The 24,868-nt window shown below is 34.4% G+C and carries 22 protein-coding genes; 15 read left to right on the forward strand and 7 right to left on the reverse strand.

Annotation, left to right across the window (positions count from 1 at the left end):
- Together BLT57_RS10440 and BLT57_RS10445 are read left to right on the forward strand one after the other, a co-directional pair.
- Complete coding sequence (locus BLT57_RS10440; protein WP_091425516.1) at positions 1-2,313, forward strand: type IA DNA topoisomerase; 2,313 nt, start codon at positions 1-3, stop codon at positions 2,311-2,313.
- A gap of 1 nt (position 2,314) precedes the next feature.
- Entirely contained in the window at positions 2,315-2,887 is a 573-nt protein-coding gene (locus BLT57_RS10445) for a pseudouridine synthase (RefSeq protein WP_091425518.1), read from the forward strand.
- A 56-nt stretch (positions 2,888-2,943) separates the two neighbouring features.
- Here the strand turns inward: BLT57_RS10445 and BLT57_RS10450 are convergent, their stop codons facing one another.
- Positions 2,944-3,405, reverse strand: a complete 462-nt coding sequence (locus BLT57_RS10450) for a cold-shock protein (protein WP_091425520.1) — start codon at positions 3,403-3,405, stop codon at positions 2,944-2,946.
- A gap of 163 nt (positions 3,406-3,568) precedes the next feature.
- Here BLT57_RS10450 and BLT57_RS10455 point away from each other — a divergent pair, with 163 nt between their 5' ends.
- From BLT57_RS10455 to BLT57_RS10470, 4 genes are read left to right on the forward strand one after another with little or no spacing between them, the layout of a single operon-like run.
- Entirely contained in the window at positions 3,569-4,255 is a 687-nt protein-coding gene (locus tag BLT57_RS10455; RefSeq protein ID WP_091425521.1) for a TetR/AcrR family transcriptional regulator, read from the forward strand.
- The gene (locus BLT57_RS10460) at positions 4,248-5,912 is read left to right on the forward strand and encodes a peptidase domain-containing ABC transporter (RefSeq protein WP_091425523.1); all 1,665 of its coding nucleotides are present in this window, start codon (positions 4,248-4,250) and stop codon (positions 5,910-5,912) included. Before BLT57_RS10455 ends, BLT57_RS10460 begins: the two co-directional genes overlap by 8 nt.
- Before the next feature lie 4 nt (positions 5,913-5,916).
- On the forward strand, positions 5,917-7,272 hold the full coding sequence (locus BLT57_RS10465) for an HlyD family secretion protein (RefSeq protein ID WP_091425525.1): 1,356 nt from the start codon (positions 5,917-5,919) through the stop codon (positions 7,270-7,272).
- Positions 7,273-7,280: 8 nt separating this feature from the next.
- Positions 7,281-8,684: a TolC family protein gene (locus BLT57_RS10470; protein WP_091425527.1), complete on the forward strand. Its 1,404-nt coding sequence runs from the start codon at positions 7,281-7,283 to the stop codon at positions 8,682-8,684.
- Here the strand turns inward: BLT57_RS10470 and BLT57_RS10475 are convergent, their stop codons facing one another.
- Complete coding sequence (locus tag BLT57_RS10475) at positions 8,685-9,398, reverse strand: hypothetical protein (protein WP_157717175.1); 714 nt, start codon at positions 9,396-9,398, stop codon at positions 8,685-8,687.
- 85 nt (positions 9,399-9,483) lie between these two features.
- Complete coding sequence (locus tag BLT57_RS10480) at positions 9,484-10,998, reverse strand: DEAD/DEAH box helicase (protein WP_091425530.1); 1,515 nt, start codon at positions 10,996-10,998, stop codon at positions 9,484-9,486.
- A 721-nt stretch (positions 10,999-11,719) separates the two neighbouring features.
- Here BLT57_RS10480 and BLT57_RS10485 point away from each other — a divergent pair.
- Positions 11,720-12,286, forward strand: a complete 567-nt coding sequence (locus BLT57_RS10485; protein WP_091425532.1) for a biopolymer transporter ExbD — start codon at positions 11,720-11,722, stop codon at positions 12,284-12,286.
- Here BLT57_RS10485 and BLT57_RS10490 read toward each other — a convergent pair.
- Positions 12,283-12,714 (reverse strand): 3D domain-containing protein, encoded by a 432-nt coding sequence (locus BLT57_RS10490; RefSeq protein WP_369825363.1) that lies wholly within the window; start codon positions 12,712-12,714, stop codon positions 12,283-12,285. The genes BLT57_RS10485 and BLT57_RS10490 overlap by 4 nt on opposite strands.
- 80 nt (positions 12,715-12,794) lie before the next feature.
- Between BLT57_RS10490 and BLT57_RS10495 the strand changes: the two genes are divergently transcribed.
- Positions 12,795-14,102: a dipeptidase gene (locus BLT57_RS10495; protein WP_091425535.1), complete on the forward strand. Its 1,308-nt coding sequence runs from the start codon at positions 12,795-12,797 to the stop codon at positions 14,100-14,102.
- Here the strand turns inward: BLT57_RS10495 and BLT57_RS10500 are convergent.
- Together BLT57_RS10500 and BLT57_RS10505 are read right to left on the reverse strand one after the other, a co-directional pair.
- Positions 14,094-14,417 carry a hypothetical protein gene (locus BLT57_RS10500; RefSeq protein ID WP_091425537.1) on the reverse strand — a complete coding sequence of 108 codons (324 nt, stop codon included), beginning with the start codon at positions 14,415-14,417 and terminating at the stop codon, positions 14,094-14,096. The genes BLT57_RS10495 and BLT57_RS10500 overlap by 9 nt on opposite strands.
- Positions 14,418-14,426: 9 nt before the next feature.
- Positions 14,427-16,439, reverse strand: a complete 2,013-nt coding sequence (locus BLT57_RS10505; RefSeq protein WP_369825364.1) for a thiamine pyrophosphate-dependent enzyme — start codon at positions 16,437-16,439, stop codon at positions 14,427-14,429.
- A 144-nt stretch (positions 16,440-16,583) separates the two neighbouring features.
- Here BLT57_RS10505 and BLT57_RS10510 point away from each other — a divergent pair, with 144 nt between their 5' ends.
- From BLT57_RS10510 to BLT57_RS10530, 5 genes are all read left to right on the forward strand, one after another.
- Positions 16,584-17,531 (forward strand): isopenicillin N synthase family oxygenase, encoded by a 948-nt coding sequence (locus BLT57_RS10510; RefSeq protein WP_091425540.1) that lies wholly within the window; start codon positions 16,584-16,586, stop codon positions 17,529-17,531.
- Positions 17,532-17,606: 75 nt separating this feature from the next.
- Positions 17,607-17,939: a translation initiation factor gene (locus tag BLT57_RS10515; RefSeq protein ID WP_091425542.1), complete on the forward strand. Its 333-nt coding sequence runs from the start codon at positions 17,607-17,609 to the stop codon at positions 17,937-17,939.
- Positions 17,940-18,887 carry a DUF1835 domain-containing protein gene (locus BLT57_RS10520; RefSeq protein ID WP_091425543.1) on the forward strand — a complete coding sequence of 316 codons (948 nt, stop codon included), beginning with the start codon at positions 17,940-17,942 and terminating at the stop codon, positions 18,885-18,887.
- Positions 18,877-19,749, forward strand: a complete 873-nt coding sequence (locus BLT57_RS10525; protein ID WP_091425544.1) for a nucleoside phosphorylase — start codon at positions 18,877-18,879, stop codon at positions 19,747-19,749. Before BLT57_RS10520 ends, BLT57_RS10525 begins: the two co-directional genes overlap by 11 nt.
- Before the next feature lie 54 nt (positions 19,750-19,803).
- Complete coding sequence (locus BLT57_RS10530) at positions 19,804-20,661, forward strand: substrate-binding domain-containing protein (protein WP_091425546.1); 858 nt, start codon at positions 19,804-19,806, stop codon at positions 20,659-20,661.
- A 363-nt stretch (positions 20,662-21,024) separates the two neighbouring features.
- On the opposite strand, the gene ung is transcribed toward BLT57_RS10530, so the two are convergent.
- Complete coding sequence (gene ung, locus BLT57_RS10535; RefSeq protein WP_091425547.1) at positions 21,025-21,690, reverse strand: uracil-DNA glycosylase; 666 nt, start codon at positions 21,688-21,690, stop codon at positions 21,025-21,027.
- A 276-nt stretch (positions 21,691-21,966) separates the two neighbouring features.
- On the opposite strand from ung, the gene BLT57_RS10540 reads away from it, so the two are divergent.
- Positions 21,967-24,123, forward strand: coding sequence for a DNA mismatch repair protein MutS (locus BLT57_RS10540; RefSeq protein ID WP_091425549.1), 2,157 nt, complete (start codon positions 21,967-21,969; stop codon positions 24,121-24,123).
- A gap of 4 nt (positions 24,124-24,127) precedes the next feature.
- The gene (locus BLT57_RS10545; protein ID WP_091425551.1) at positions 24,128-24,544 is read left to right on the forward strand and encodes a thiol-disulfide oxidoreductase DCC family protein; all 417 of its coding nucleotides are present in this window, start codon (positions 24,128-24,130) and stop codon (positions 24,542-24,544) included.
- Positions 24,545-24,868: the final 324 nt, after the last annotated feature.

A 24,868-nucleotide genomic window follows, 5' to 3' on the forward strand; every position in this document is an offset into this window, starting at 1 on the left:
ATGAAGGTCTGTATCGCCGAAAAACCTAGTGTGGCTCGAGAGATTGCTCAAGTACTTGGTGCCAATACCAAACGTGATGGCTATTTCGAGGGTAACGGCTATGCAGTCACTTATACCTTCGGGCATTTATGTACTTTAATGGAGCCAAATGATTACAAACCGTATTGGAAAAGTTGGGATTTAAACAACTTACCCATGCTTCCTGAAAAATTCAAAACTAAGGTGGTAAACAATTCAGGAATTCAAAAGCAATTCAATATCGTTAAATCACTATTTGATAAAGCTGATCTCATCATAAACTGCGGTGATGCTGGTCAGGAAGGAGAGCTCATTCAACGCTGGGTTATGGATCAGGCTAATTACAAAGGTAAAGTACAGCGATTATGGATTTCATCACTTACTACAGAAGCTATTAAAGAAGGTTTTGAAAATTTAAAAGATGCTAAATCTTACGATAATCTCTATTATGCAGGGTTTTCAAGAGCGATAGGAGACTGGCTTCTAGGTATGAACGCTACGCGCCTGTATACCGTAAAGCATGGAGGTTATAAACAAGTGCTTTCGGTAGGTCGCGTGCAAACACCAACTCTTGCCATGGTTGTGAATCGATTTAAGGAGATAGAAAGTTTTACACCACAACCATATTGGGAATTACAAACCTTATATCGTGATACACTCTTCGCGTATGAAGAAGGCCGTTTTTTAAAAATGGAAGATGGTGAAATTCTTGCCAATAAAGTAAAAGAACACGAATTTGAAGTGGTTTCTATCACCAAAAAGAAAGGTAAAGAATATGCGCCAAAACTCTTTGACCTTACGGGTTTACAAGTCTATTGCAATACAAAGTTCGGATTTTCGGCTGATGATACTTTAAAAATCGTTCAGAAGCTTTATGAAATGAAAGTAGTGACCTATCCAAGAGTAGATACTACTTTTTTGCCCACAGATATCTACTCCAAAGTATCAGGTATACTACAAAAATTAACCAATTATAGTGCGATAACTCAATTGCTTTTAGGAAAGAAAATCAAGAAATCGGCTAAAGTATTTAATGATAAAAAAGTAACCGATCACCATGCCATTATTCCTACTGGAATACAAACAAATCTTCAATATAATCAGCAACAGGTGTACGACATTATTGTTAAACGTTTTATTGCTGTGTTTTATCCAGATTGTGAGGTATCAAATACAACAGTTATCGGAAAGGCAGACGATGTTAACTTTAAAACTACTGGCAAAGAGATCTTAAAAGAAGGTTGGAAAGTCGTATTTAAATTTGGAAAAACACCAATGTCTATTTCTTCTGAAAAAGATACATTACCAAATTTTGTTAAAGGCGAACGAGGGGCACATGAACCATCATTTCTTGAAAAACAAACGAAACCACCAAATCAGTTTACTGAAGCCTCTCTCTTACGCGCTATGGAAACAGCAGGCAAGCAAATAGATGATGATGAGCTCCGTGATTTAATGAAAGAAAACGGTATTGGTAGACCTTCAACACGAGCCAATATAATTGAAACACTATTTAAACGTCAGTATATTATACGTAATAAAAAGCAAATACTTCCAACAATTACTGGGGTTACGTTGATTGATACTATTCAGAATGAGTTGCTGAAATCTGCTGAACTCACTGGACGTTGGGAAAAGCAACTGAAAGACATTGAAAAAGGGGAATACAGCGCTAGTAGATTTATTAACAATATGAAGCAAATGGTTGACGAATTGGTATATGAAGTGCGCAGTGAAACCAAACGCGCTAACATCTCACAAGCTGCAATAGTTAACCAACGACAAGCTAAAGCGAAACAAAAGAAAGTTGAAGGAATTGCATCAGAAACCTGTCCAAAATGTAAACAAGGACATCTATTGAAGGGTAAATCGGCATATGGTTGCAGTCTTTATAATAAAAGCTGTGACTTCGTTTTACCTTTTAAAATCTATGAAAAGAAAATTTCCGAGAAACAATATATACGGTTATTACAAAAAGGATCTACAGTAAATCTCAAAGGTTTTTCTTCAGACCATGGTATTACTGAAGGTTTATTGCGATTTGATAAAAACTTTAAGCTGGTACTAGAACAAAAGAAAAAAAGTGTGACTATTTCCAAAAAGAAACAGACAGAACAAATGAGCTGTCCCAAATGCCAAAAAGGAACTATTATTAAGGGCAAAACTGCTTATGGTTGCAGTGGGTATAAATCGGGTTGTGATTTCAGAATATCTTTCGATATCATACGCTTGAAAGCTAAAGACCAAAAGCTTACAAAAGATCTCGTTTATAGCATTCTTAAAGGTGATATATAATATGGAACATTCACATTTCAAACTCTTCAAGCCTTATGGTTATTTAAGTCAGTTTCAAAGTAATGCTAGACATGAACGCAATAAAAAGTTTTTAGGAGAATTATACGATTTTCCTGAAGGAACGATGGCGATTGGGCGACTAGACAAAGACTCTGAAGGTCTACTTCTATTGACCACAGATGGCAAAGTGAGTTATAAGATTACAGGTTCAACCACCGATAAAGAATATTATGTTCAAGTGGATGGAGAGATTACCGAAGAGGCTGTAAAACAATTACAACAAGGTGTTATTCTTAGTCATAATACTGAAAGCTACACTACAAAACCATGTGAAGCTTTTGTACTTGATAAGGTTCCTAACTTTCCTAAACGTATAAAAAAAATACGTGATGAACGCCATGGAAAAACCACTTGGGTATCCATCACTATTAATGAAGGTAAGTTTAGACAAGTGCGCAAAATGACGGCTCAAGTAGGATTCCCAACACTACGATTAGTGCGTGTGCGTATAGGAGCTATAACGCTAAATGGTTTAGATATGGGATCTGTAAAAGAACTAAGGGAGCTCTATTAAAAAAGAAAAAGCAAACATTGTAACAACATTTGCTTCTAGATAGATATATTTTATACTTAAATTAGTTTTACACGAACCGCATTCATTCCTCGCTGCCCTTTTTCTAATTCAAATTGTACTTTATCATTTTCTTGAATCTCATCGATTAAACCACTCACGTGACAAAAGTATTTTTCTTGATCTTCTGTATCAATAATGAACCCAAAACCTTTAGAATTATCATAGAAAGATACTTTTCCTTTTCTAATTGGATCATACTCATCCTCGTCTAAATCTTCTTTCTTAGGAACTCCTAGAACGATGTTTTTAGCTTTTACTTTAATCTTATCTGATGGATCAGGTGGTGTATCTGTTAAATTACCAAACTGATCTACGTAAGCAAACGGAATGCTTTCTGCACCTCCACTCTCCTCTTTTTCGAGTTTACGTGATTCCATTTTTTTGCGCTTATCCTCGCGCTTCTTTAAACGTTTTTTTTCTTTTTCACTTTTGTTAAATGTCTGTTGCGACCTACCCATTCTCTGTTTTTAATAATTAATATAAATTGCGCACTGCGCAAATGATTGTAAAGATAACAGTAATATTTGGAAATTCTATATCAAATAACATTTAGTTAATCAAAAGTTAAACTTATTTAAACCGATAGTAATACTATTATATTTGCGTGTAAATAAATTTAATATGAATACTTTACTATCAAGTATCAAGATTACAATAAATGATAAAATCTATTTGAAAGACCCGGAGTCTTCCGATCTTGGCAAGCGCATTATTGAACATAGCATCAAACTTATTGACGAAATTGGTTTTGAAAGCTTTACTTTTAAAAAGCTGGGAATTATAATTGGATCCAATGAAAGCTCGATTTATCGCTATTTCGATAGTAAACACAAACTGCTCCTCTATTTAACCTCTTGGTATTGGGCTTGGTTAGAGTATCAATTAGTGTTCTCGACAACCAATATGAGTAATTCTAATCTTAAACTTGAAAAAGCTGTAGATATTTTGACTAAAACTATAGAAAGCGATTCTACATTTGCTCACATTGATGAAGTGTCGTTAAATAGAGTGGTTATTAATGAATATTCAAAGTCGTATTTAACTAAGGAGGTGGACACTGAAAATAAAGAAGGCTACTTCTCTATATATAAACGTCTCATCAAGCGCTTACACGATATGATTATTGAAGTAGATAAGGACTATAAATTTCCTCACAGTTTATCAAGTACTATTATTGAAGGTGCCTTACACCAACACTTTTTAAAAGATCATTTTAAATCTTTAACAGACTGTAATCAAAAGACACAACCTTCAGACTATTTTAAACATTTAGTTTTTAATGCTTTAAACACCAAAATAAATGACTAAAATTTTAACTTCTTGGCAGCGCTTAATTGGCCTCTTAAAATTAGAAGTAAAAGACATTAAGCAAATATTCTATTATGCCATTTTTGCCGGAGTTGTAAATCTGTCGCTCCCGCTAGGTATTCAGGCGATTATCAACCTTATTCAAGGGGCTCAAATTAGTAGCTCTTGGATTGTGTTAGTCGTTCTGGTCACTATTGGTGTGGCGTTTGTAGGTATATTACAGTTAATGCAAATGCGGATTATTGAAAACGTACAACAAAAAATATTCACAAGATCCTCCTTTGAATTTGCATACCGTTTTCCGAAGATAAAAATGAGTGAATTACGTCAATATTATCCGCCTGAATTAGCCAATCGTTTTTTTGATACGCTTACTGTTCAAAAAGGATTATCAAAAATATTAATTGATTTCCCTGCAGCAATTTTGCAGATTGTTTTCGGATTAATGCTTTTATCCTTCTATCACCCATTTTTTATCATCTATGGAATTTTACTTATTATTTTGGTTTATGTCGTATTTAAATTCTCTGCACAACGTGGGCTAACGACGAGTCTTAGTGAATCAGAAAAAAAGTATAAAGTTGCTCATTGGCTGCAAGAAATTGCGCGCTCGGTATTAAGTTTTAAACTTTCTGGAAAAACCAATTTAGCACTCGAGAAGAATGATGTCTTAACCTCAAATTATCTGGATGCTAGAGAAAGCCATTTTAGAGTATTAGTTCAACAGTTCATAAAACTTATTGGATTTAAAGTCCTAGTCACAGCTGGTTTGTTAATTATTGGCGGGTTTTTAGTACTAAACCAACAAATGAACATTGGTCAGTTTGTTGCTGCCGAAATCATCATATTATTGGTGATTAGTTCCGTAGAAAAGTTAATCTTGGGTTTAGAGTCTTTTTACGATGTCCTAACTTCTATGGAAAAATTAGCACAAGTCGTCGATCGTAACATAGAGCCACAAGAAGGTGATCGTTTACATGATGGTGATTCTAAATTTAAGGTAGAATTAGAACATGTATGTTATTCGGTTCCAGATAAAATTACTCCAATTCTATCCGACATTTCTATGATTATAGAGCCTAAAGATCGCATCATGATTTATGGATCAAATGGTTCTGGAAAATCAACACTTTTAAAACTAATCTCTGGAATTAATGAACCCTCAAAAGGATCTATTTACGTGAATGACATCGACCTTAAAGGCATGAGGCTCAATGACTACAGAGCACTTATCGGACAATCATTACCTGAGGAGTCTCCTTTTGAAGGCACGATTAGAGAAAACCTCACTTTTGGTGATGACCAAATTACAAGTGAGGAAATCAATAGAGTTCTTGAAAAAACAGGATTAATGGCTTTTGTAAAGTCACAGCCTCAAGGACTTAGAACGATTCTCTATCCAGAAGGCAAAAAACTATCACAAACGGTATCTAAGAAAATTATTTTGGCAAGAAGTATCCTTAAAAAACCAAAACTATTATTACTAAAAGACCCATTGGAGCAATTTGAAACGCACGAAGCCTTGCGTATTATGGATTTTTTAACAGATAAGAACAACCCTTGGGCATTAGTTATTGTGAGCTACAATATGGATTGGAAAGCGAAATGTACGAGAGTGATCAAACTAGAAAACGGTAAAATTGAATTAAATCAGTAAAACAATGTTAAACATTTCAAATAACCCGCTGAATAAAAAAGTAGACCTGAAGCATTATAAGTCTGGTGAGAAAGTGTTTCACAAAAGACATTTTAAGCATTTCAATCGATTTTTAATGGCTTTCGCAATTGCTGGAGTTATCATTCTATTTTTACCATGGACACAAAATATCAATAGCCGAGGAAAGGTAACTACGTTAACACCTGATCAAAGACCACAGACCATTCAGTCTCCTATTCCGGGACGTATAGAGAAATGGTTTGTTAGAGAAGGAGATCAAGTTAAAAAAGGAGATACCATTTTATTTATTTCTGAAATAAAGAATGAATATTTTGATCCTAATTTAGTTAATAGAACAGGTCAACAAATAAAAGCAAAAGAAGCTTCGGTAAGTTCTTACGGATTTAAAGTCAACTCTTTAAACAATCAAATTGCTGCCTTAAAGAGAGAACGCAAACTTAAGCTCGAACAAGCGGAGAATAAATTATTACAATCACGGTATAAAGTCCAAAGCGATAGTATTGATTTGGAAGCTGTGAAAATTGATTTAAGCATTGCTCAAAGGCAAATAAGTGCTTTTCAAGGATTGTATGATGAAGGTTTAAAATCGCTCACCGAATTAGAAGAAAAGCGGTCTAAATTTCAAGAAAAACAAGCCAAATTAATTTCTCAAGAAAATAAATATTTGGCCTCTCAAAATGAGGTAATTAATGCCAAGATTGAGCTCAATCGCATTGGTGCAGATTATATGAATAAAATTTCTAAAGCCGAAAGCGACAAGTTTACAGCTGAATCTAATGGGTTTGATGCAGAGGCTCAAGTAACAAAACTAGAAAGTGATTTTACAAGTTATGAAATGCGAAATGATATGTACTATGTCAGAGCACCACAAAACGGATTTATAAATAAAGCGATTAAAGGAGGTATTGGAGAAACTTTTAAAGAAGGCGAACAATTGGTTGGGATTATGCCTGCAAATTATGATTTAGCCGTAGAAACTTATGTAGATCCAATTGACTTGCCCTTGGTTCATATTGGTGAGGAAGTACGAGTTCAGTTTGACGGCTGGCCAGCAATTGTTTTTAGTGGATGGCCTAATATCTCTTACGGAACTTATGGCGCGAAGGTAGTAGCAATAGAGAATTTTATTAGTGAAAACGGGAAATTCAGAATCCTATTAGCACCAGATGAGACAGATCATGAATGGCCTGAAGCCATTAGAGTTGGCTCTGGTGCCATGACTATTGCGCTGCTTGAAGATGTGCCAATTTGGTTTGAATTATGGCGTAAACTTAACGGCTTCCCTCCTAACTATTATCAACCTGAAGGGAATGCATCCACAAAAACTGATAAAAAATAACGACTGTCATGAATAAATATCTGAGTATATTATTCCTTCTTGTTTCGTCTGTAGTTACCGCGCAATCTCAAGATTCTATTGTGATGAGCTTTAATGAGTATTTAGGCTATGTAAAGAAATTTCATCCTATTGCGAAACAGGCTGATTTAACTATACAAATAGGCCAAGCGAACCTGATGAAAGCGAGAGGTGGTTTTGATCCGAAAATTGAAGTTGATAATATTCGTAAAAAATTCAAGACCACCGAATACTACGATCAGTTAAATGCAACATTTAAAATACCAACATGGTACGGTATCGAGCTCAAAGGAAATTTTGAACAAAATACAGGTGATTTTTTAAATCCGGCATCATTTGTCCCAGATGATGGCTTGTATAGCGCTGGTATTTCGGCATCCTTAGGTGAAGGATTGTTCATTAATGAACGTATGGCAGATCTTAAGAAAGCTAAATTTTTTAAAGAACAAACAGCAGCCGATAGAGAAATATTAATCAACCAGATCTTATATGATGCATCGGTAGCTTATTTTAATTGGTTGCAAGCTTATAACGAGACTAAAACCTTTGAATCCTTTTTAGAAAATGCTAGAATGCGTTTTCAAGGTATTAAGCGCAGTGCAGAGGCCGGAGATAAGGCTGCTATTGACACATTAGAAGCTAAAATCACAGTTAAAAACAGAGCTTTAGGTTTAGAAAAGACAAAAGTCAAATTGATGAAAGCCTCATTAGAATTGTCGACATTTTTATGGTTAAATGATAACATCCCTGTAGAATTACAGCCCAATGTGATTCCTGATGCATTTCTAGAAGATACAGTAGATAACGTACTTGAAATATCAGGACTACCGCTTACAGATTTTGTTTTAGAAAACCATCCTAAACTGCGTTCTTTAGGGTTTAAATATGAGGGTTTAGAAGTAGACAAACGTTTAAAAGCTAATAAATTATTACCAACAATTGATATTCAGTATAATTTCTTAACAGAACGAGCGGATATTGCCAGATCCTTTAATACCGCCGAATACAAAGGTGGATTCAATATTGCTTTCCCGCTATTTTTGCGCAAAGAACGCGGTGATTTGCGATTGGCTAAGTTTAAACTTCAAGATTTACAATTTGAAATAGACAATGCCAGAATTACAATCCAAAATAAAGTATTAGCTATATATCGCGAATTAGAATCTTTTGAGAGACAAAATCTATTACTATCGGAAATCGTTACCGATTATGGCACATTATTAAGTGCTGAAGAACGCAAGTTTAAATTCGGCGAAAGTTCAATCTTTTTAATTAACTCACGTGAAAAAAGTTTAATCGATTCTCAATTAAAAGCTATCGATCTTCAAAATAAGTATTTAAAAGCAAAAGCGAAGTTATTTAATAGTCTGTCGAGAGATTTACAAAACTTATAGTTAGTTCTCTTTCTCTGTGTTGGTTTCCTCCTTTTCAGAGGTACTTTTAATCACGTTAACTGTGGCCTTAACGCCTGTGAGTAGATTCCATTTTTTAGAAGACACCAAATTGCCATCATCGTCATAGACCAGAAACTCAGCTGTATTTGGACCGGAATCTCCTTGGTTTAATGCTAAAAAGTCGATTTTATTAATACCCGGACTTAATACAATATCAAAACCTTTATATCCTGAGGTCAATAATAAACTGGAAATTATAATTTGATCATTCAACAAGACTCGCACTAAATCTCCATCTGGGAATTCATGATCACGACATACAATTTTAACGAAAGTACCGTTGCTACTTATATCTCCTAAAAAGACATCTGCCATGGTTTCAATTTTCAAACCTTTTTCGGTTGCGACCTTATTGTAGCGTTCTTCAAATAGTTCACCTGGATTTCTCAAACCATTGCTGTCTATCATAGAAAACTCTTTTTTTGGTTTGGTAATCGCTGTTTTACTTTCAAGAGGAATTCCTCCTATATTCTTTTTGGTCTTTGTGAGTCCAAAATTAGAATTCGGTTTAATAATTAACTTTTTTGAGGTTGTATCAGGCTTTTTAGTCTCAACTGCAGGTATTTTTATAGAGTTCTTCTTCTCTGTGTCTGGTTGTGCAGAAACAGAAGACATACATACAATACATAAGAACAAAACAAAATAATATTTCATCTCAACTTTATTTGACCTAGTGAGTTCAAAAACTATACCTAACTCAAATGTAACAAGTTTGAGTCGTAAACTTTTTAATTTTACGTTAAAACTTTCCGTTAAAACTTAGTCTTAATTTGCGCGTATACTCTTCTAAAAGCCAATCTTTGTAGTTCTTTGTACTATTCATAATACAATAACAATATTGTTTAATGCGATAGCAAATATCATCATGGAGTAGTTTCGCTAGTGCTCTGGCCTCAAACACATCCTCGCTGTTAGCAATAACTAATGCTGAATGTTGGGCAATACTATTTTCAATGGCTTGCATTGACTTTTTCCCTTCACGAATCACCTTCTTATACTCTGCTTTGATATCAAAATCGTCATTAGGGTTCTTTTTAAAACGTTTACGTAAAGACTCTGGCATTTGATAAACAAATTCCCGTTCGATGTCTTCATCATTGCGCAAATTTTCAAGGTAATAGTCTGGATTTTTAAAAATGTGCTGCCAATCTACCGGTTGACTCCATGGTCCGAAACGCACCGCGTTATTACCTAAATCTATAACCTTAAACGTGGATTTATTGTTGTATATTCTAGATCCTCTTCCTATCATTTGGAAATATAAGGTGAGAGAACGAGTAGCTCTATTTAATATAATAGCCTCAACGGAAGGTTCATCAAACCCAGTCGTTAAGATACTCACTGAGGTCAAAATACCATCAGGTGTATTTTTGAACCATTTTAAAATGTCTTTTCGTTCTTGTCTGCTAGAGGTATTATCTAAATGTCTCACATCATATCCAGCACGTTTAAACGTATAGTATACTTCTTTTGAAGTATTAATTCCATTGTTAAAAATTAGGGTCTTCTTTCCTTTTGATAATTCTTCGTAAGCAAACAATAATTTTCCTTGCATCGAAGCATTAGTGTATAATGCTTCAGAAGATTTTACGGTATAATCACCATTGATTCCAATTTTTAAGGATGTTAAAGACACATCGTAATTATAAATTTCAGCGGAAGCAAGGAATCCATTCTTAATAAGCTTCGAGATATTATCACCAACGATTAATTCCTTATAATTATCCTTCATTGGTAATTTGATATTACTACTTAATGGTGTAGCTGTAACACCAATGATAAAGCAGTTATCAAAGAATTTAAATAATTTTCTAAACGAGTTATAATGTGCTTCGTCAATAATAACTAGACCTATATCTTCAAGGTTTAGCTTTCCATCGTTTAATCTATTGTTAAGGGTTTCTACCATAGCTACAAAACACTCATATTGGTCTTGATCTGGCAATTCTTTAACCTTACTATTAATGATTTTATTATTAACACCAAAGCCATTTAAGACTTTAGAGGTTTGCTTGCACAACTCGATACGGTGAGTTAAAATAACCACCTTTTTCTTATGCTTCTTGATATACTGTCTAACGATTTCAGAAAAGATCACAGTTTTACCGCCACCTGTTGGTAATTGATACAACAGGTTATAGTTGTCTGGAGCAGACTCAAACACCTCAAATATGCGATTTAGATCGGCAATTTGATAGTCATATAGGCGTTTTTTAGTGGCTTTTGTATTTGTAACTTCGAGAGTATCGGACATATATTAATTAGCTTCTGAAAAAAAAATTCGTACAAAATTAAGGTTTTATAAGGTTAACTAAGCATTTTGTTAAAAACAATTGAAAAGTAATTCCTACTCTATTACGTTAAAATATGTTAAATTACTACTTTGTAATGCATAGTACTGTAACAATTTTATTATTCTGTCGTCTATCTAGTATAACATCAATCATTAATAATTTAAATCAAAACATTATGAGAACTTTAAACAGCAATCAATTAACAAGTACATCAACCGAAACAAAAACATATACTTGGAATACTAAAAGACGTTATAGATAATATCTATTTAAATTTATCAATCAATCAATAAAAACTAAACATCATGAGAACTTTAAACAACAACCAATTATCAAGTAGATCAACAGAAACTAAGATTTATACTTGGAATCAAAAAAGACGTTATAGATAAGTATCTATAACAAAACATCAATCAAAACATCAATCTACCATGAAAGCTTTAACAAAAATTATCGATACATCACATACAACAAACGATGACTTAGAAACGTTAAAACATTAGACATCATCAGTCAAAATTGCTATTGAGTTTACATTCAATGCACAATCCATAAAAACCAGCAGGCCTATAGCTTGTTGGTTTTTTTGATACCAATAATCACATAAGCCCTCTCATACTTCAAACTGGTATTGTTTTTGATCCCTCATGAAACTAGATATAATTATAAAACACTATCATCATGAAAACATCAAGACGACAAGCCCCTCAAGTCAACGCAGGTTCTATGGCCGATATTGCGTTTTTACTCCTTATCTTTTTTTTGGTAACTGCTATGATACCGGACGACAACGGCATTCGTAGAAAGCTACCTCCACCATGCCCACCTAATACCATTTGTAATGAAAATTATGTGAAAGAACGAAACATTCTAGAAGTAAGAGTAAATTCAAAAGATGCATTATTAGTAGAAAATTCAATTATAAGTATTGAAGAACTCAAACAAATAGCCAAAGACTTTTTAGATAATAATGGTGATGGTTCCTGTAGTTACTGCGATGGATTGATGCTGGTGACATCTTCAGACAATCCTAAAGCAGCTGTTATTTCGCTAACAAATGATAAAATGACCTCTTATAATTTTTACATTAAAGTTCAAGATGAACTCACTAAAGCTTATTTTGAACTGCGGAGTGTGTATGCAAAGTCGCTATTCAATAAATCTGCCGACGAGCTTTCAAAAAACGAGCTTAATGAGGTAAGAGCAGCTTATCCATTTATGCTTTCAGAAGCTGGAATAAAGCATTAATCTGATAGAGAATCTAGGTCTACTTCCACCCTATAACTAATGTTAACTTTGCGTCTGCCCCATGTTCTTGCAGCTTTAACATCAGTTCCCATATAAATATCAATACGGTTTCGCCAACGTTTATTCATTTTATCTTTAACGAGGTAAGTTCCTTCTAACCCTTCAATTTTAACTAAAGCATTATGTCCTAATCCTTCTTGTAATAAATTTCGAGATACCGCTATGTATTTTAATCCTGGTTTTAGACTGTCTCCAAAAGCCGTAATGTGCGGATTAGAGCTTGTTTGATATGCTAATGAGTTATATGCCGTTGCAGTTACTTCTCGTGTTTTCCATTCAAAAGGTTGTTGCGTCTCTTTTTTGCACCCAACCACAAGGCAAAACATAAATGCGATTACAAACCACTTATTTCTTATTATGCAAATCATTTTTAAATATAAGATTTAGATTTAAGATAATATCGAGAGAATTAGATTTTGTAACTTCACGGCTGTAAAAATCTCGTGTAATGAAAGCCTATTATGTATTATTTTGCCTATTGATGATGTTTAATTCCTGTAAAACAGACACGTCAACACCTACAGACACCTCCTCTAAAAATGACTCGATTGCGCTTTTCAATCGAGCTAAAATTATCCATGACCGCGTGATTACCTTGGATACTCATTGCGATATTAATGTGAAGAATTTTACAGATTCAATCAATTACACGCAAAATCTGGATACCCAAATAACCTTACCAAAAATGAAAGAAGGCGGTTTGGATGTTGCTTGGTTTATAGTCTATACAGGACAGGATACCTTAACTGCCGAAGGCTATAAAAAAGCATATGACAATGCCATATCAAAGTTTGATGCTATCCATAAATTAGTAGAAGATATTGCTCCAGAACATATAGAGTTGGCTTTAAATTCTGATGACGTACGCCGTATTTCTAAAGCAGGTAAAAAAGTGGCCATGATTGGAATTGAAAATGGCTATCCTATTGGAACAGATATTACTAATGTAGAGAAATTCTATAATCTTGGAGCGCGCTATATGTCTTTAAGTCATAATGGGCATAGTCAACTTTGTGATAGCAATACTGGCGAAGCTGATGATATATGGTTACATAATGGACTGAGTGATTTAGGAAAAGACGTGATCAAAGAAATGAACCGATTAGGTATGATGATTGATGTATCGCATCCTTCAAAAGAATCCATGCAACAGATGATTGCGTTGAGTAAAGCTCCAATTATAGCTTCCCATTCTTCAGCAAGAGCTTTATGTGATCACAGCAGAAACCTAGATGATGAACAGTTGCAATGGCTTAAAAGTAATAGAGGCATTGTTCAAACTGTTGCTTTTCAAACCTATATCAATACAGAAAAAAACAATTTGAGAAACGAAGCTATAAAATCATTGCGACAACGTATTGCTGATTCTCTTGGAACAAATTGGTATAACCGGAGTGAGGTGAGAAAGTTACCCGATGATGAAAAAGAAGCTTACTATGATATGAGAAAAAAAATCATCAAAATAGCTGATGAACAAGCAATAAAAATGGCCGCGTTTCCTCCAAAAGTAAATGTTTCAGATTTTGTAGACCATATTGATTATTTAGTCGAAAAAATCGGGTTAGAACATGTTGGCATCAGTAGTGATTTTGATGGAGGCGGTGGAGTTGATGGCTGGAGTGATGCTTCAGAGACCTTTAATGTCACGCTAGAATTGGTAAGACGAGGCTATACGGAAGACCAAATTTCTAAACTTTGGAGTGAAAATCTGTTACGTGTTTTAGATGAGGTTGAAGCTATTGCTAAATCAATATAGCTTCGAATATTTGATAAGATCAATAATATTCGCAATTGTTGTTGTTAAAAACAATACCATGAAAATGGTATTCAATACCAAACTCACTATTTTCTTCATTGATTTTGGTTCTTTTAGACCTTTCATGTTATAAGTAAATCCAATAATAGAAAATAGAACAACCATAAACATAATGAATGCGCTTATATATCCATATTTTTCGATGTCAATTTTCTCGGCACCTACCAAAGCTTTAACGACCATAAATACTATAAATAAACCAGCAGTTACTAGTGCGTATTTGAATGCTTTTTCTGAATTTGATTTTTTAGTCATAACGTCTTATTAATAAGCCAATAATTCCTTTAATGCTTGATCGAAGCGACCTTTAGCCATGTATTGATCTTCCAACTGATTAATAAACGGTATTGGTGTTTCCATCCCTGCCACACGTTTTACAGGAGCATCAAGTTGCTCAAAACAGTGTTCCATAATTAAAGACGAAATATCACTAGCAATACCACCAAATAAGGAGTCTTCTTGTAATATTATTGCTCGACTGGTTTTCTTAACCGATTTAAAAATCGCTTCAGTATCCAGAGGTTGCAACGTACGTAAGTCAATTAAATCGGCTCTAATATCAGGATTATTGTCAAGAGTTTCTAATGCCCAATGTACTCCTGCTCCATAGGTGATTATTGTTATTTGATCCCCTTCTTTTAATACCGATGCTTGACCTAAAGGAAGCGTGTAATAATCTGATGGAACTTCTTGTCGGATACTACGATACAGTGCTTTATGTTCAAAAAACAATACTGGATTTGGATCATCAATAGCTGTTGCTAATAATCCTTTTGCATCGTATGGAAATGCCGGATACACTACTTTTAATCCTGGTGTTTTTGTGAACCAAGCTTCATTAGTTTGAGAATGAAAAGGTCCTGCTGCAACACCACCACCACAAGGCATACGAATCACAACATCAGCTTGTTGATTCCAACGATAATATGATTTTGCCAAATAGTTAACTACAGGATTAAAACCTGAGGTGACAAAATCTGAAAACTGCATTTCTACTACTGATTTTATGCCAGCGATAGATAAACCCATAGCTGTTTCTATAATAGCAGATTCGCAGATAGGTGTGTTTCGAACACGTTCCTTTCCGAAGGCGTTTACAAAACCTTCAGTAATTTTAAAAACGCCTCCGTATTCTGCCACATCCTGCCCCATAATCACCAAGTCTTTGTGCTTTTGCATAGACTGTTTAAGCCCCTGAGATATGGCATCAATAAGTCGCAACTCTTCAGCCTTGGATGTTGGTTTGATGTGTTTGTATTCGAAAGGCTTATAGACATCTTTCAATTCTGTGTCCACATCAGCAACAATTGGCGCTTCATCAAAAGCCATTTGCAAATGCTCATGGATTTCATGCATAATTCCTTCTTTTATCGCAACTTCCTGCTTTTCGGTAAGAATTTTTTGTGCTCTTAAGTAAGACTGAAAATTCTCGATGGGATCCTTTTTTGCCCATTGTTGCAAGAGCTCTTTGGGTACATATTTAGTACCACTTGCCTCCTCATGACCACGCATTCTAAACGTCTTGAATTCTATAAGAATTGGTCGAGGCCTCTTGCGTATACTAGCTGCCAGTTTTTGTATTTTAGTATAGACTTCAACTACATTATTACCATCAAGTATAAAAGATTCCATACCATAGCCTTTGCCTCTATCAGCCAAATCTTTGCAACGATACTGCTCGCTGGTTGGTGTTGATAACCCATAACCATTATTTTCAATGCAGAATAATACAGGTAATTGCCAAACTGAGGCTACATTTAAAGCCTCATGAAAGTCTCCCTCGCTAGTTCCTCCTTCTCCAGTAAAGACGGCAGTTAACTGGTTTTTATTCTTTAATAGACTTGCTAAAGCAATGCCATCTGCGACTCCTAATTGTGGTCCCAAATGCGAAATCATTCCTACTATATTATACTCTTGCGTACCAAAGTGAAATGAGCGATCACGCCCTTTAGTGAATCCGTTAGCTTTTCCTTGCCACTGACTAAACAAACGGTGCAGTGGAATTTCTCTTGTTGTAAACACCCCTAAATTACGGTGCATTGGTAAGATGTATTCGTCTTTATTAAGGGCCATTGTTACGCCTACTGCTATGGCCTCTTGTCCTATTCCAGAAAACCATTTAGATATTTTTCCTTGGCGCAAAAGAATGAGCATTTTCTCCTCTATCATGCGAGGCTTAAGCATATTTTTATAAAGTCTTAAGAGCGTTTTATCATCTAGATTCTTCTTATCATAGGTCATAATACTCTTGGCTGAGGTCAACATTATTATCTTCATTAGGTTTGTAAATCAAATGTAAATAAAAATTGATTGACATACAGAACTTCAATTAGTTATTTTTAGAGCAGGTATTTGACCTGTGATTATATGAATGTTTTCTTTATTTTTGTAGTATTGTTGTTAAACCTAACACGTTGTATTATGAATAGTATACCAAGCGTTAATCTTCAAGATTTTATTTCTGGTGATCCTGATAGAAAGCAAAAGTTTATAGCTGAAATTGGAAAAGCTTATGAAGATATTGGTTTTGTCGCCCTTAAGGGCCATTTTTTGGATGATGAACTCGTCGATAATCTGTATAAAGAGGTAAAGAATTTCTTTAGTCTTCCTGTGGAGACAAAACGGCATTATGAAATAGAAGGTATAGGTGGCCAAAGAGGTTACGTATCCTTTGGAAAAGAAAGTGCTAAAGGTAAAAAAGAAGGTGATTTAAAAGAATTTTGGCATTTTGGTCAGTATGTAGAAGATGACCCTGAACGCGCCAAAGAATATCCAGCCAATGTAGAAGTCCAAGAGCTTTCTGGATTTAATATAACAGGGAAGCAAGCCTATAAAATGCTTGAAAAAACGGCAAAGTATGTATTACGTGCCTTAGCGCTTTATTTAGGTTTAGAAGAGACCTATTTCGATAATTATATACATAATGGTAATTCTATCTTAAGACCTATTCATTACCCTCCTATTCTAGAAGAACCTGAAAATGCGGTTAGAGCTGCTGCCCATGGCGATATCAATCTGATTACATTGTTGATGGGAGCTCAAGGACGCGGATTGCAAGTTCAGAATCACGAAGGTGAATGGATTGATGCCATTGCTGATCCAGATGAACTAATGATTAATGTGGGAGATATGTTATCTAGACATACGAATAACAAACTTAAATCTACAATTCATCGTGTGGTTAATCCTCCAAGAGAACTTTGGGGAACATCACGTTACTCTATACCTTTCTTTATGCATCCTGTAAGCGAAATGAAATTAGACGTTTTAGATAGTTGTATTGATAATAACCACCCGAAGCAATTTAAAGATATCACAGCAGGAGAGTTTTTAAATCAGCGATTAGTTGAACTCGGATTAAAAAAATAATCAATTTATAACATTGAGCGAGGTTGAGATATTTTGCAATTACTCATTTCCCTCAAAGACATTTGCGATAGGCATATGGATTTACAAGACCAATTAAAAAATCTTTTTCCTGATCATGTTTCAGAGGAAATTTCCAAAGAAAAAGATACTAAAACGAACAAGCTTTGGTTACAAGACGACCCTATTATTTGTAAATATGAAAAGCGTAAAGGCAAACCAATTACTATATTAGAGGGCTATACTGGCGCTACTGAAGATTTTAAAGCGCTAGCAAAACTATTAAAACAAAAACTTAGTGTTGGTGGGAGTTTTAAAGATGATAAGATCATTATACAAGGTGATTATAGAGATAAAATTATGCGAATTTTGAAAGATATGGGATTCAATGTAAAACGAGTAGGCGGTTAAATGAGTTCTAATCCTCTACATATTACAAACGGAAACAGCCTAACCGATTATTTATTAAAATTAGGTTTAGCAACTCATGACAACACCATATCATGGCAAGAAACATTATGTGTTGGACCTACGGTTGAAGACCTCACTTCTGACGAATTTTTTAATACGAGAAAGACGTTTTTTAAGGCTTTTTACGACATTACGTTGAGTCGTACCGAAATGAATAGAGAACTTCAAAAACTAAATGCTATTTCAGAATTTACTGAAATCATTTTATGGTTTGAATATGATTTGTTTTGTCATATTAATATGGTAGCCGTAATTAGTCTACTGGAGCAAAAAGGCATTTATTTACCCATTTATTTAGTGTGTAGCGGACGAGTAGATGGCGAAAAGGGTTTAAAAGGTTTGCCCGAACTTACACCAGTGCAATTAAAATCGCATTATGAAGCACGTATCAAGTTGACCGTAGATGATATTGCCCTAGCCAAAAGAATATGGCGTATCTATTGTGATAATGATCATAATTTACTTTTACCATTAATACTCAGACCGTCATCTTTTAAATATATGAGTAATTGCCTTAAAGCACATATTAAACGTTTTCCAGATACGCGAAGTGGTATTAGTACATTAGAATATAATATTTTAAAACTGATAAAAGATAATACCATTAAATCAAAGCATCATTTAGTTGGTTACGCACTGCATTATCAAGGCTATTATGGCTATGGCGATTTACAATTAGAGCGTGTTATCAATTTACTAGACCTGTTTTTTAGAGAGGAAGATGGTATTTTAAAACTGAATAGAAAGGGACATCTTGCCTTAGGTCATCAACATAATTATCAGAAAGAAATGAATAACACAATCTATTTTGGTGGTGCGCGTTGTTTGGACTATAAATTTGATAAACAAGAAAATAAACTTATTAAAACCGCTGTGCATGTCAATTAGAGACTCAGAATTAATTCTCAATCCCGATGGTAGTGTCTACCATTTAAATTTAAAACCAGAGAATATTTCAGACACCATCATTTTTGTAGGTGATCAAGATCGTGTAGAAAAAATTACAAAACATTTTGATAGCATTGAGTTTAGTACACAAAAGCGTGAATTTAAAACCCAGACAGGCTATTACAAAGATAAACTGATTACTGTTATTTCGACGGGTATTGGACCAGACAATATAGATATTGTATTAAATGAACTTGATGCACTTGTCAATATTGACTTAAAAACACGTCAACCTAAAAAAGACTTGACCAGTTTAAATATAATTAGAGTTGGCACATCCGGTTCTTTACAAAAAGATGTCCCCATAGATTCATTTGTGATTAGTACTCATGGCTTAGATATTAATGGAATGTTACATTTCTATCAAATTGAAGGCATTAGTAATCCAGATATTGAAAATGCATTTATCAAACATACCAACTGGGATAAAAACAAAGCAAGACCCATAGTCATCAACAATAGTAAATACTTAGAAAAGTATTTTGATAGTTCTCAGGTTCATAAAGGAATGACGGGAACCGCTGGTGGTTTTTATGGCCCTCAAGGACGTGTCTTACGATTGCCTCTTCAGGACGCTACACTCAATTCAAAACTAGATTCTTTCTCCTATAATGACTGCAGGATTACCAACTTTGAAATGGAAACTTCGGTAATTTACGGATTATCAAAACTTTTAGGTCACGAAGCCCTATCACTTAACGCGATAATTGCAAACAGAGCAAATGGTACTTTTAGTAAAGATCCAAAAAAAACTGTTGAGCATCTCATTATGTATGCTTTGGAGCGCATCATTAATGTGTGATCAAATTAAAAACAGTCATTTGAAGTTAAGAACAGCTATTACAGAATTGCAACTATGAAAAAAATAAATATTGGTGGTGTTCCAGAACATTTTAATCTGGCTTGGTATCTAACGCTCAAGAACGGTGAATACAAAGCTAAAGATATTAACCTAAGATGGAAAGACTATTTTGGAGGAACTGGCGCCATGAATAAAGCGCTTCGTGACGGTGAAATTGATATGGCTGTGATTTTAACGGAAGGCATTATTAAAGACATCATTGATGGTAACCCAAGTAAAATTGTCCAAACCTTTGTGCGGTCTCCGTTAATTTGGGGTATACATGTTGCAAGCGATTCAAAATTCCAAACCATAGAGGACCTTAAAGGGGCCAGAGCTGCAATTAGTAGATATGGATCTGGTTCACATCTCATGGCCTACATAAATGCAGAAAATCACCAGTGGAATCTCGACGAAGACCTTCAATTTGAAGTTATAAGAAATCTTGATGGTGCAGTTGAAGGACTATCAAACGGGAACGCTGATTATTTTATGTGGGAAAAATTCACAACCAAACCTATTGTTGACAACGGCATATTTAGACGTATTGGAAATTGTCCGACACCTTGGCCCTGCTTTGTCATTGCAGTAAGAGAGGACTTTTTAGAGCATCAACTGGACGATGTGAAAACTATTCTAGAAATTATCAACAATACAACTTCCGAGTTTAAGCAAATTCCTTCCATCGACCAAACCATTGCAAATCGATATGATCAACAATTAGAGGATGTCCAAGAATGGCTGACATTAACAGAATGGTCACAAGATGTAATTGATGAAAAAACGATAAATACCATTCAAGACAAGCTATTGAGTTTAGATATAATTCCAGAAAAAATAGACTACGAAAAACTCGTGCATATTATCACATAATAGAGGTAGGAATTTTGACCATTTAATTGTTATCGTATTGAACATGACCTTATTAATAGGCGTTAAAAATTAACAAAATTTTAGCTTTTTAAGGGCTTAACTTTCTATTTATCAAAATTTTAATTACATTTAACCCACCAAATCAGTGTGCTGACTTAACTAAATCTAAAAAATATGATTATAACAATTACTCTTGTACTGTCTTTTTTAGTGGCTTTAAACTTTTTGTTATTACTATTTAGTTGCAACAAAACAACTAAGAAATTGTCTACAAAAAAATCAACCAAAATAGAAGCTATTAAGGCGCCTACACCTACCAAACACCTAACTACAAATCACTTAGCACCTACAGGGAGCTAAGACCTACCAATCAATTTCTTTTTTTTCTACAGAACGCAAAACTGCGTTTGTTTTATTAAAATGTCCATTGCCAAACCAATACCCTCTGTTCGCACTTAAAGGCGACGGATGGCCTGATGTCAATATGGTGTGCTTAGTACTATCTATTAATTTTATTTTCTTTTTAGCAAAACCTCCCCAAAGTAGAAAGACTACATCACGCTTTTCTGTACTAATAAGTTGAATTATATGATCTGTAAATTGCTCCCAGCCTTTCTTTTGGTGACTACCGGCTAGATGAGCTCTTACTGTCAGCGTCGCATTTAACAACAATACACCTTGTTTAGCCCAACGTTCGAGATTACCCGATTTAGGATAAGGAATATCTAAATCATGTTCTATCTCTTTAAATATATTGATAAGTGAGGGCGGATGGGCGATACCTTCCGCTACAGAAAAACACAATCCATTGGCTTGGCCTGATCCATGATAAGGATCCTGACCAATTATAACAACCTTAACGTCTTGAAACGGGCAAAGGTCAAAGGCTGAAAACACCTTTTCAACTGGCGGAAAACATTTATAATTAGCATATTCTTCATGAATAAATTCCAACAAATCTTTGAAATAAGGTTTTTGAAATTCTTCAACACATCGCTCTTTCCAACTATCGTGAATATCTATATCCATTTGTATCTTAAAATCTAATTGCTCTATCCTATTTGCAGTTCTACAAATATAATGCAATCATTATCATCATATTCATCAATCTTTGATACTATAACCCTTTTAGTTTAATGATATAAAAGACTAGCGCAACAAACTGTATCTTTAAAATGACTATATGTAATAAAAATGGACAATACAAACAGTAACTTTCATCTTAGACGAATGCTCTTAAAGATTTTATTTCTATATCATTAATAAGTACCTTTGCTGTTTTTAGGAGTAACCGATTAACAATTAATGATTAATATTCACGAAAAGACACTTCAAGATATTGAGTTTTACTCAATTTCACAACAGGTTGCAGCATTGTGTATTACCGATTTGGGAAGGCTTGAGGCACTAGAAATAAAGCCTTTGTCAACGCGAGAGGACGTTTTGCAGTCTCTTGAGTACACCAATGAGTATGTCTCTTCTTTTTATAATGATAATAGAATACCAAATCATGGTTTCGAACCCATTACTAAGGAGCTAAAGCTTTTAAAAATTGAAAACTCATATTTAGACACCAAGAGTTTCAAAAAAATAGCATCTATTACACTTACGGTAAACGATATCCTAAAGTTTTTCAAAAAATTTGAAGAGTACTACCCTTCACTTCATAAGTCTTCTTTAGACCTAGAAATTGTTGCACATATTGTAATAGAGATTGATGCAATAATCGACCGTTTTGGTGATATTAAAGATAATGCCACAGATACCTTATATCAATTACGGCAGGCTATTAATTCGGTGCGCGGAAAAATCAATCAGAGTTTTAATTCGGCATTAACGACCTATCACAATTTAGAATATCTTGATGACATTAGAGAATCAGTGGTTGAAAACAAGCGTGTTCTTGCTGTAAAAGCCATGTATCGACGTAAAGTCAAGGGCAGTATTATGGGGAGTAGTAAAACGGGAAGTATCGTTTACATTCAACCCGAAACTACTTTTCAATATGCTCGTGAACTCAATAATTTAGAATTTGATGAAAGCGAAGAAATTGACCAAATACTGCGCAATCTCACCGAGTATATTAGACCTTATACGCTCCTTTTAGAAAAGTATCAAGCCTTTCTGGTGCGCTTAGATGTTATTTATGCCAAGGCGAAGTATGGACAATCATTAGACGCGATTCTTCCACAAATCAATAACGATAAATTCTACGAAGCTAAAGACGCGTATCATCCTTTACTCTATTTATCAAACAAAGAGCAAGGCAAAAAGACATTTCCACAAAGCATTGTCCTTCATCCCGAAAATAGAATTATCGTAATTTCAGGACCAAATGCTGGAGGTAAAAGTATTACACTAAAAACTATAGGCTTATTGCAGGTGATGCTGCAAAGCGGTTTACTAATTCCTGTGCATGAAAAAAGTAATATTTGCCTGTTTGATAGAATCATCAGTGATATTGGTGACAATCAATCTATTGAAAACCATTTAAGCACCTACAGTTACCGTTTAAAACAAATGAACTTTTTTCTACGGAAATGTAACAAAAACACTTTATTTCTTATTGATGAATTTGGCACTGGAAGTGATCCCGAACTTGGTGGGGCATTAGCTGAGACCTTCTTAGAGGAATTTTATCATCGAGAAGCTTACGGTATTATTACTACCCACTACTCCAATTTAAAAGTACTCGCCAACGAATTACCATACATGCAAAATGCAAATATGATGTTTGATGAGAAGAGCTTAGAACCTATGTTTAAACTAGCATTAGGACAAGCAGGGAGTTCTTTTACCTTTGAAGTTGCCCAAAAAAATGGAATTCCATATAGTTTAATCAATAGAGCGAAAAAGAAGATAGAGCGAGGAAAAGTGCGCTTTGACGCAACGATTGCGAAGCTTCAAAAAGAACGCAGCAAACTTGAGAAAACAGAGCGTTCCTTAAAAGAAAACGAAAAGAAAAAACAATCAGAAGCCGATAAGCTCGAAGAGATCAACGCTAAGGTTCAGAAGAAATTAGAAAGTTTCCAGGAGCTTTATGACAGCAACCAACGTCTTATTTATTTAGGTCAGAAATTTAATGATGTTTCCGAAAAGTATTTTGACAACAAAAGTAAACGCGAGTTAATGGCCGAATTGTTCAAACTTGTTCAAATAGAAAACTCTAAGCGTAAGAAAGTTTCAGCGAAACAAAAGAAAGCAAAAAAAGCCAAAGAACAACAGGTCATTAAAGAAGCTGAACAAAAAGTTGCTGTGATACGACAAAAGAAAAAATCGGCTAAAGCAAAAGAAGTCAAACAAGTCAAACCAAAACCGGTATTAAAGATTGGTGATCGTGTGAGAATGCATGACGGCAAGGCCATTGGTAGTATTGATAACCTCGAAAAAGGAAAAGCTATCGTAAACTATGGTATGTTCACGACTAATGTGAATGTTGACTTATTAGAACTCGTAGATTGATGATATGACAGGGCTGCCTAAAAATAAACAATTGATTCTTTTTGATGGTGTTTGCAACCTTTGTAATTCATCAGTTCAATATGTCATTAGACATGACAAAAATGATCATTTTATGTTTGCGCCTTTACAAAGTTCTATCGGCCAACAAATCATCGAAAACTATAAGATTGATACTCAAAAAACAGATTCTATTCTAGTTTACTCTGAATTGCACGGACTCTCGACTAAATCTACAGCAGCATTAAACGTTGCAAAACAATTGGGCTTTCCTCGAAATCTTTTGGCTATATTCATAATAGTTCCCGCATTTATTAGAAATTGGGTTTATGATTTTATAGCTAAAAATCGTTATAAATGGTATGGCAAGAAAGATGAATGTATGATTCCTACTCCTGAACTTAAGTCTAAGTTTCTGGTATAAAAAAGTCCTTACGGGAATAAGGACTTTAATAATTAACAACTAATTAAAACTAATTTAACTCTAAATAATTTCTAATCAAGAGGGATTATCTAGTAAAAGATATATTGATTAATAGCACATTATTTATAATCTAAATGTACTTCTTTACTTCATTTTCCAGCTAAAATATCGATATAAACCCTAAAAATTTGTTTAAAAAAAGTAAGGTGTAAAAAACATCTATGAGTGGTTCATTAATAGACTGTTTTTTTTTTACTCATTCATAATTCCTGTTCACTCGTCAAAAACCGCACCTCACTCAATACTCATTTTAAATACTACAAA

Source organism: Formosa sp. Hel1_31_208, from assembly GCF_900104785.1.
Taxonomy (GTDB): Bacteria; Bacteroidota; Bacteroidia; order Flavobacteriales; family Flavobacteriaceae; genus Psychroserpens.

Coding starts and splice junctions, on each gene's coding strand:
- BLT57_RS10480 (WP_091425530.1), bottom strand. CDS start 10,998: ATGTCCGATACTCTCGAAGTTACAAATACAAAAGCCACTAAAAAACGC.
- BLT57_RS10500 (WP_091425537.1), bottom strand. CDS start 14,417: ATGACTAAAAAATCAAATTCAGAAAAAGCATTCAAATACGCACTAGTA.
- BLT57_RS10465 (WP_091425525.1), top strand. CDS start 5,917: ATGTTAAACATTTCAAATAACCCGCTGAATAAAAAAGTAGACCTGAAG.
- BLT57_RS10475 (WP_157717175.1), bottom strand. CDS start 9,398: ATGAAATATTATTTTGTTTTGTTCTTATGTATTGTATGTATGTCTTCT.
- ung (WP_091425547.1), bottom strand. CDS start 21,690: ATGGATATAGATATTCACGATAGTTGGAAAGAGCGATGTGTTGAAGAA.
- BLT57_RS10485 (WP_091425532.1), top strand. CDS start 11,720: ATGAAAACATCAAGACGACAAGCCCCTCAAGTCAACGCAGGTTCTATG.
- BLT57_RS10440 (WP_091425516.1), top strand. CDS start 1: ATGAAGGTCTGTATCGCCGAAAAACCTAGTGTGGCTCGAGAGATTGCT.
- BLT57_RS10520 (WP_091425543.1), top strand. CDS start 17,940: ATGAGTTCTAATCCTCTACATATTACAAACGGAAACAGCCTAACCGAT.
- BLT57_RS10525 (WP_091425544.1), top strand. CDS start 18,877: ATGTCAATTAGAGACTCAGAATTAATTCTCAATCCCGATGGTAGTGTC.
- BLT57_RS10445 (WP_091425518.1), top strand. CDS start 2,315: ATGGAACATTCACATTTCAAACTCTTCAAGCCTTATGGTTATTTAAGT.
- BLT57_RS10495 (WP_091425535.1), top strand. CDS start 12,795: ATGAAAGCCTATTATGTATTATTTTGCCTATTGATGATGTTTAATTCC.
- BLT57_RS10515 (WP_091425542.1), top strand. CDS start 17,607: ATGGATTTACAAGACCAATTAAAAAATCTTTTTCCTGATCATGTTTCA.
- BLT57_RS10460 (WP_091425523.1), top strand. CDS start 4,248: ATGACTAAAATTTTAACTTCTTGGCAGCGCTTAATTGGCCTCTTAAAA.
- BLT57_RS10530 (WP_091425546.1), top strand. CDS start 19,804: ATGAAAAAAATAAATATTGGTGGTGTTCCAGAACATTTTAATCTGGCT.
- BLT57_RS10505 (WP_369825364.1), bottom strand. CDS start 16,439: ATGAAGATAATAATGTTGACCTCAGCCAAGAGTATTATGACCTATGAT.
- BLT57_RS10545 (WP_091425551.1), top strand. CDS start 24,128: ATGACAGGGCTGCCTAAAAATAAACAATTGATTCTTTTTGATGGTGTT.
- BLT57_RS10470 (WP_091425527.1), top strand. CDS start 7,281: ATGAATAAATATCTGAGTATATTATTCCTTCTTGTTTCGTCTGTAGTT.
- BLT57_RS10450 (WP_091425520.1), bottom strand. CDS start 3,405: ATGGGTAGGTCGCAACAGACATTTAACAAAAGTGAAAAAGAAAAAAAA.
- BLT57_RS10455 (WP_091425521.1), top strand. CDS start 3,569: ATGAATACTTTACTATCAAGTATCAAGATTACAATAAATGATAAAATC.
- BLT57_RS10490 (WP_369825363.1), bottom strand. CDS start 12,714: ATGATTTGCATAATAAGAAATAAGTGGTTTGTAATCGCATTTATGTTT.
- BLT57_RS10510 (WP_091425540.1), top strand. CDS start 16,584: ATGAATAGTATACCAAGCGTTAATCTTCAAGATTTTATTTCTGGTGAT.
- BLT57_RS10540 (WP_091425549.1), top strand. CDS start 21,967: ATGATTAATATTCACGAAAAGACACTTCAAGATATTGAGTTTTACTCA.